The sequence below is a fragment of the Hyphomonas sp. genome (assembly GCF_040882205.1).
Classification (GTDB): Bacteria; Pseudomonadota; Alphaproteobacteria; order Caulobacterales; family Hyphomonadaceae; genus Hyphomonas.
In genome coordinates this window covers 3,516-10,986 of sequence record NZ_JBBEBT010000347.1, presented here as the reverse complement: position 1 = coordinate 10,986, position 7,471 = coordinate 3,516, and the positions used below count along the sequence as shown (strand labels likewise).

The window sequence follows — 7,471 nt, the reverse complement described above, 5'->3', positions numbered from 1 at the left end:
CATCACGCCCGCTAATGCCGCGCCGCTGGTGACAGCAGGCGCCGACTTTATCGCCGGATCCTCCGGCGTCTGGTCACATCCGGAAGGCCCCGCTGCAGCGGTCAGGGCCTTCAACGACCTGTTCGATCAGCTGGACGAAGGCGCCTAGGCAGCCGGGCCGGATATCATTGCCTTGATGTCGCGCACATCGTCCGCCATCCGGAATATCAGCAGGTACATCTCGCAGATAAACCGCCAGAACAGCACGCCGGCCACGGCGCCGGTCAGAGCGAATATGATCGCGCCCAGGCCAGCCAGAAAACGGCTGCCCATCGCCGCCAGGCCGCCGAAAATGCCGGCGAGCGTCCCGAGCGCGATGCCGATGAGGCCCAGCCAATAGATGACCACGATCAGCCTTGATCCGATCAGTTTGTCGAAGCTCATGAATTGGTTCAGCATTGAATTGCCCTCTCAAGCGAGTGCAGAGAACCGAGGTTGGCGCGAGGGGGCTGGCCCAGCACAACCGAAAAATCGCGACAGGCGATCTGTTAACACTCCGCTGCCTTGACCCTTGGCGATCTAAGGCTTACGCCCCCGCTCCCGCCCCGAAAGCGCGCAAGAGCTATTTCTCATGTCGAAACCCTCCCCCGTTGGCGCCGTTATGATCGCTGCTGCGCGCGCCGCTGGGCGCAGCCTTGCGCGCGACTTCGGCGAGGTCGAAAACCTCCAGGTTTCCCGCAAGGGGCCGGCTGATTTCGTCTCGAACGCCGACACCCGCGCCGAGGAAACGATCTACACGCACCTCATGAAGGCCCGGCCTGGCTATGGTTTTGTTATGGAAGAGCGCGGGACCGTCGAAGGCACCGACAAGTCCAACCGCTTCATCGTCGACCCGCTCGACGGCACCCTGAACTTCCTGCACGGCCAGCCGCACTATTCAGTCTCGATTGCGCTAGAGCGCGACGGCCAGATGCTGACTGGCGTTGTGTTTGACGTCGCCAAGAACGAGATCTTCTGGGCCGAAACCGGCCGCGGTGCGTGGCTGGAACAGCGCAAGCTGCGTGTCGCAACGCGCAAGAAACTCTCCGATTCCGTAGTCGCCACCGGCACCCCCTGGCACGGCAAGTCCGAGGAAGCGCACACCGCGTTTGCCCGGGAAATGCTCGCCATGACCCCGGCCTGCGCAGGCATCCGGCGCTATGGCTCCGCCGCGCTGGACCTCGCCTGGGTCGCGGCCGGCCGGTTCGACGGCTTCTGGGAACGCAACCTCAAATCCTGGGACATCGCAGCCGGTATCGTGCTCGTGCGCGAAGCGGGCGGCGTGGTTGCGGAAATCGACGGCGGCAATGTCATGACGACAGGCTCTATCCTCGCCGGAAATGAGGACATAGTCCCGCTGGTGCAGGAACAATTGCGCCACGCCGGCGCCTTCGGACGCCAGGCCAAAATTTCCTGACGCCCCCGTCATGTTTTTTTGCCAACCGCAAAAAATCGCGGTATGACCCGCGCCATGACAAAGCCAGACACAGACGTTCTCATCATCGGCGCCGGCCTTTCGGGCATTGGCGCCGCCGTGCATCTCAAGAAGCTCAGCCCAGGCAAGACTTACCGGATCTACGAGGCGCGCGATGCGGTTGGCGGAACCTGGGACCTGTTCAGATATCCAGGCGTCCGGTCTGACTCTGACATGCATACCCTGGGATTTGACTTCAAACCCTGGACCGAGGCGAAGGCTATCGCCGACGGCCCGTCCATCCGCAAATATGTGAACGATACCGCCGACGAATACGGTGTACGTCCGTACATTCATTTCAACACCCGGATTGTTTCCGCCGACTGGTCGGGCAGCGAACAGGCCTGGCGTGTGACAAGCGAAAACGTGAAGACGGGCGAGCGGAGCGTGACCACCGCCCGCTTTCTTTTCATGTGCGGCGGCTATTACCGCTACGATGAGGGCTACAAGCCGGAATTTCCGGGCGAGGCGGCCTTCAAGGGCCAGATCATCCATCCGCAGCACTGGCCGGAAAATCTCGACTATTCGGACAAGAAAGTTGTCGTGATCGGCTCGGGCGCGACCGCCATGACGCTGGTGCCGGCGATGACCGACAAGGCCGCGCACGTCACCATGTTGCAACGCTCGCCCACCTATGTCGTCTCGCGCCCGGCGGTCGACGGCGCAGCGAATTTCCTGCGCAAGATCCTCCCCGCCCAGTTGGCCTACAATCTCATCCGCTGGCGCAATGTGCTCTTCCAGCAGTTTTTCTTTGGCCAGACGCGCAAGAATCCGCAGAAGGCGCGCGAGCGCCTGCTCGGCATGGTGCGGGAGGAACTCGGCCCGGATTATGATGTCGATAAACACTTCACGCCGACCTACAATCCCTGGGAACAGCGCCTCTGCCTGGTTCCCGATGCGGATCTTTTCATGGCGCTGAAATCCGGCAAGGCCAGCGTCGAGACAGACCATATCGAGCGCTTTACCGAGACCGGCATCCTGCTGAAGTCCGGCAAGACGCTCGATGCCGACATCATCGTCACGGCCACCGGGCTGAACCTGATCTTCATGAACGGCGTCAACGTGTCCATCGACGGCGCCAGGGTCGATCCGGGCAAGTTGCTCAACTACAAGGGCGTGATGCTGTCTAACGTGCCGAACCTTGCCGTGACCTTCGGCTACACGAATGCGTCCTGGACACTGAAGGCCGACCTGACGAGCGAATACGTCTGCCGCCTGCTGAACCTGATGGACGAGAAAGGCGCGACTTCGGCGATGCCTTACCTCGCCCATTTCCCGAACGAAACCGAACCTTTCGTCGACTTCTCGTCCGGCTACTTCCAGCGGGTGATGGACCAGTTCCCCCGCCAGCACACAGAGGCACCGTGGAAGCTGCACCAGAACTATTTTACCGACCGAAAGAACCTGCGCGAGCTGCCCATCGAGGACGGCGTCATGCAGTTCAACACGGCGGCGGCGAAGTCAGGCTCAAAACCCGCATTGCAGGCTGCCGAGTAGGCGCTCAACGCTCCGTGAACTGAAGTTCCGCAAGGCGCGCATAGAGACCGCCCTTGGCCACCAGCGTCTCGTGCGTGCCTTCTTCCACGATGCGGCCATGGTCTATCACAAGGATCCGGTCTGCCCGGCGTACGGTCGACAGGCGGTGAGCAATCACCAGCGTCGTGCGCCCCGTTGCAGCGTTCTCAATAGCACGGCGCACCGCGGCTTCGCTTTCGGAATCGAGCGCAGACGTGGCCTCGTCCAGCAGCAGCACGGGCGCATCGCGCACCAGCGCGCGGGCGAGCGCAATGCGCTGGCGCTGACCTCCGGAAAGGCTGCGTCCCTTCTGACCGAGCGGCGTGGCGAGGCCTTCCTTCTCGTCGAGAAAGCCCATGGCTTCCGCCATACGCGCGGCCTGCTCAAGGATGGCATTGTCCGCGTCGTCGCGGCCGAAGCGGATATTGTCTGCCGCCGTGCCCGTGAACAGCGCGGACTCCTGCGGCGCATAGGCAAAGCGCCGGCGCCAGTCGCGCGGATCAGCTTGCGTCGAGGCCACACCGTCCAGGCGGATCGCGCCGCCTTGCGGATCGAACAGGCGCAGCGCGAGGCGGAACACGGTCGTCTTCCCGGCACCGCTTGGACCGACCAGCGCGACGAACTCGCCGGGCTTCACCTCGAGTGAAAAATCCTCCAGCGCCGACGCGTCGTCTGCGCCGTAATGGAATGTGACGTTTTTGAACGAGAGCGCGCCCTTCCCTGCCTGGGGCATCGGTTTCGGGTTTATGGGCGCGGCAATCGCGGGCGTCTCGCGCAAGACTTCGGCGGCCCGGTCCGCCGCGCCGGCCGCGCGCATCACTTCGCCGTAAACTTCCGCCAGCATGCCAAGGCCGGAGCCCGCATAAGCCGCGTACATCACCATGGTTGCGAGATCGCCGAAACTCATCTCTCCGTTGGCGACGGACCGTGCGCCCAGCCAGAGCACGCCGGTGAACCCGCCGAACAGCAACACGGACACCAGCACGATCATCAGCGCCCGCGCGCTTGTCCGCTTCATCGCGGCCGCAAAGGTCGCTTCGATCGACTCTGCAAACACCGAAAGCTGGCGATCCTCGCGGCCATAAGCCTGCACCAGCTCGATCGCGTCCAGCGTCTCGGCCGCCTCGGCGCCCGCATCGGCGAGGCGCGACTGGGCGCGGTTCGACATATTCCGGATGATCCGCCCGATGCCCATGACCGGCAGGATCGCGACCGGCAGCATGGCCAGCAAAGTCAGGCCCAACTGCCAGTTGACAGCGATCATCAGCCCCAGGGCGCCCATGGTCGTGATCAGCGTCCGAACCGCCAGCGAGGCGGAAGAGCCAAGGAAATTCTCTATCAGGCTCACGTCCGCCGTCAGGCGGGAAACCGCCTCACCGGAGCGCATTTTCGCATGATAGGCCGGCGAAAGGCTGAGGAGGCGGGCGTAGAGGTCACGGCGCAAGTCTGCAGCGATCCGTTCCCCGAAACGGGCGACGAAGTAGAAGCGCAGGGCGCCGAGCACACCCGCCCCAACGGCGGCAGCGAAAACCCAGAGAAAAGCCTCATCGATCAGCCGGATCAGGGCCCCGGCGTCCTGCCCGGCGCTCTGCCCCGCATCCGCCGCCCGGCCCAGCAGCATGGGGATCGCCAGACTGACGGCCGCGGCGGCGATCAGGAAGACCAGGGCCACGGTAACCGTAATCCAGTGGCGGCGCACATAGGGCCACAGGAGGGCCAGAGGCTTCAGGCTGCGCCCCTTTGGCCGTCCCAGCGCCTCCCCGCCTTCCGGCAGGGTTGTGCGGCGGTCATCTGTGACCTGAGTGCCTGAATCGGCCATCTGGCAGCTCTACTCCCCTGTCAGGCCCCGTACAGCCGCCGAATCCCTGCCGGCGCCTCTTGCGGCGCCCTGACCTTTCACATATACGGCCCACTTCGATTTCAGGCTGAGACATGCCAGCGCACCCGGGTGCGTCAACCCGGTTCGACGAGACTTAAAGGAAAGAGGCCAAGGCCATGAAAAAAGAAGGCCATCCCGACTACCACTTTATCACAGTCGTGATGACAGACGGTAGCGAGTACAAGACCAAGTCGACCTACGGCAAGGAAGGTGACCGCCTGGTGCTGGACATCGACCCGAAAGTGCACCCGGCCTGGACCGGCGGCGACGGCAAGTCGCTCGACCGCGGCGGCCGCGTTTCGCGCTTCAAGGATAAGTTCAAGGGCTTCGTCTAAGCGCTCCGGCGCTTTGCGATGTGTTGCGTTAGGAAAGCCCCGGCCATCTGGCCGGGGTTTTTCTTTGCCTGCCTTCAGGATTCCCTGATTGTCCGTGAAGCCGCCACCGCGCCGCCCTGCCGCTGACCCGCTGACAGGCGATGGGCTGAGGCTCGATGTCTCAACTCATCAGGAAAACACAACATGTCAGAATCACCCAGTACGCTGCCCGGAAACGGCGCGGGCCGATTGCCGCCCGCCCTTTCAGGCCTGATACCTCAGCGCTCCGCAGGCCTGAAGCTCATCCTCGTCTGCGGCCTCGCGCTGCTGATGGCGATCCCTGCCCTCTTCGTCTACGGCGTTGTGCACGAACGCACGACCGGGCAGATCGAGGCCGCTGGCGCCGTGAGCGAAGGCGTGGGCGGCGAGCAATCCGTGCTTGGACCGGTCCTGGCGGTGCCATTCGAGCGAACGCCCAATCCGCTACGCCCCGCCCAGAAGACCTATGGCATTGCCATTGCCTTTGCCGAGGAGGGTGACGCCACGGTAACGGCGCATGTCGAGGAGCGTCGGCGCGGGCTCTACCTCGTGCCGGTGTTCGACGCAGCCGTGAGCTTCACCGCCCGTTTCGAAGCGGCATCGCTACGCAGCGCAGTGCCATCCGATGCCACACCGCTCTGGAACGACGCGCGTCTCTTCACCGGGGTCAGCGATACGCGCGGCATACGCGACGCCGTGGACGTCACGCTCGACGGCCGCCGGCTGGCGCTTGAGCCGGTCGATGCCAACCGTGCAGAGCCCGGCGCTTTTGCCATCTCGCCGCGCGCGGCCGTGGCACTCGCAGGCGCCCGGGTCGGCGGCCTTGATGTCGCCGAAGGCGCGATCAATGTGACTGCCAACCTCCGCCTCAGCGGGGCAGAGCGGTTTGCAATCGGCCCCTTCGCCAAGGATACGCGCGTGCGCATGACCAGTAACTGGACCGACCCGAGCTTCACAGGCGGCGTGCTGCCCCTCACGCACAATTCCGGTCAGACCGCGAACGGGTTCGATGCAGACTGGCGCGTCGCCTATCTCGCGCGGGGCATTCCCGGCGCAGGCGCCGATCTCGATCTCGGCGTGGTTACCCATTACGGTAACCGCGACATGGGCGTGCGCTTCATGCGCGAGGCCAACCCCTATCAGAGCGTCGAGCGCGCCCTCAAATACGGCGCGATGTTCGTCGGCCTCGTGTTCCTCGCCTATTTTCTGCTCGAAGTAATGAGCGGCGCACGCGCCCACCCGGCGCAGTACATTCTCGTCGGTCTCGCGCAGGCGGTGTTTTATCTCCTGCTCCTTGCTTTCGCCGAACGCTTTGGCTTCGACCTGGCCTTCGCTGTCGCCGCGACGATGACGGTGTTGCTGACCTCAGCCTACGCGATGAATGTGTTCCGCTCTGCGCGCTATGGCCTCCGGGGGCTGGTCATTCTGACAGGCATATATGCTTTGCTCTTCAGCCTGATGCGGGCCGAAGGCTTCGCGCTGCTCGCTGGCGCACTTGCAAGCTTTGCCGCCATCGGCCTTACGATGTTCGTAACCCGCAACATCGACTGGTACGGTGCCGGCGACCGGCCCGCGCGGACCTGACGCCCCCTGACAAACGTCCCGGCAGGACGGCCGGGGCGTTTGCCTATCGCCGAAATTTCAGCGCCAGTCCGATGAACGGAACGGCGAACGCGACCACGAGCTTCTCGAAGGGCCCCCTGGCAAATTTCCGGAAATACCGCGCGAGGCTTTTCGCCTTATGCTGCGTGACAAAGGCCGACGGCACATCCGACGTCGAACCGTAATGAAGTGCCCCCGCCTGCGGAACATAGATGACCGCGCCGCCAGCCTCGATGGCGCGGCGGCAAAGGTCCACGTCCTCGACATGGATGAAGTAGCCTTCGTCAAAGCCGCCAAGAGTTTGGAAGTCTTTCGTCTGGATGAGTAAGAAGGCACCGGAAACGGCACCGACGCGGATGGGCCCCGGCGGCTGTGGCTCGTGTTCCAGTGTCCAGCGGCCAAGGCCGAGAGCGCGCATGAGCGTCAGCGTCTCGCGCCGGGCGCCGCGCTCTTCTCTGCCCTGCAGGTCAAAGATACGCCCACCGGCAATTGCCGGCGCCGGCGCACCATTCAGCGCCGCGATCATCGGGCGCAGGGCGCCGCGCCGGATCACGCAGTCCGGATTAATAGCAAGCAGGTAATTGCTCGCGGCCAGCCGCGCAGCGGCATTGACGCCTGCCCCGAAGCCCG

At 64.0% G+C, this 7,471-nt stretch carries 7 protein-coding genes and 1 pseudogene; 5 read left to right on the top strand and 3 right to left on the bottom strand.

Going from position 1 to position 7,471, the window contains the following annotated elements:
* Positions 1–148, top strand: a pseudogene (locus WEA77_RS15125) (thiamine phosphate synthase); the annotation flags it as partial.
* On the opposite strand, the gene WEA77_RS15120 reads toward WEA77_RS15125, so the two are convergent.
* On the bottom strand, positions 145–423 hold the full coding sequence (locus tag WEA77_RS15120; protein WP_368068700.1) for a DUF4282 domain-containing protein: 279 nt from the start codon (positions 421–423) through the stop codon (positions 145–147). The pseudogene WEA77_RS15125 and the gene WEA77_RS15120 sit on opposite strands and share 4 nt — an antisense overlap.
* A gap of 187 nt (positions 424–610) precedes the next feature.
* Here WEA77_RS15120 and WEA77_RS15115 point away from each other — a divergent pair, with 187 nt between their 5' ends.
* Both WEA77_RS15115 and WEA77_RS15110 read left to right on the top strand, forming a co-directional pair.
* Entirely contained in the window at positions 611–1,435 is an 825-nt protein-coding gene (locus WEA77_RS15115) for an inositol monophosphatase (protein ID WP_368068699.1), read from the top strand.
* A gap of 54 nt (positions 1,436–1,489) precedes the next feature.
* Entirely contained in the window at positions 1,490–2,989 is a 1,500-nt protein-coding gene (locus WEA77_RS15110) for a flavin-containing monooxygenase (protein WP_368068698.1), read from the top strand.
* A 4-nt stretch (positions 2,990–2,993) separates the two neighbouring features.
* Here WEA77_RS15110 and WEA77_RS15105 read toward each other — a convergent pair whose 3' ends face one another.
* The gene (locus WEA77_RS15105; RefSeq protein ID WP_368068697.1) at positions 2,994–4,826 is read right to left on the bottom strand and encodes an ABC transporter transmembrane domain-containing protein; all 1,833 of its coding nucleotides are present in this window, start codon (positions 4,824–4,826) and stop codon (positions 2,994–2,996) included.
* A 176-nt stretch (positions 4,827–5,002) separates the two neighbouring features.
* On the opposite strand from WEA77_RS15105, the gene rpmE reads away from it, so the two are divergent.
* Positions 5,003–5,221, top strand: coding sequence for a 50S ribosomal protein L31 (gene rpmE, locus WEA77_RS15100; RefSeq protein WP_368068696.1), 219 nt, complete (start codon positions 5,003–5,005; stop codon positions 5,219–5,221).
* A gap of 183 nt (positions 5,222–5,404) precedes the next feature.
* The gene (gene creD / locus WEA77_RS15095) at positions 5,405–6,823 is read left to right on the top strand and encodes a cell envelope integrity protein CreD (protein ID WP_368068695.1); all 1,419 of its coding nucleotides are present in this window, start codon (positions 5,405–5,407) and stop codon (positions 6,821–6,823) included.
* Positions 6,824–6,866: 43 nt separating this feature from the next.
* Here the strand turns inward: creD and WEA77_RS15090 are convergent.
* Positions 6,867–7,471 (bottom strand): glycosyltransferase (locus WEA77_RS15090; RefSeq protein ID WP_368068694.1); only part of this gene is annotated, 605 nt, incomplete at its 5' end.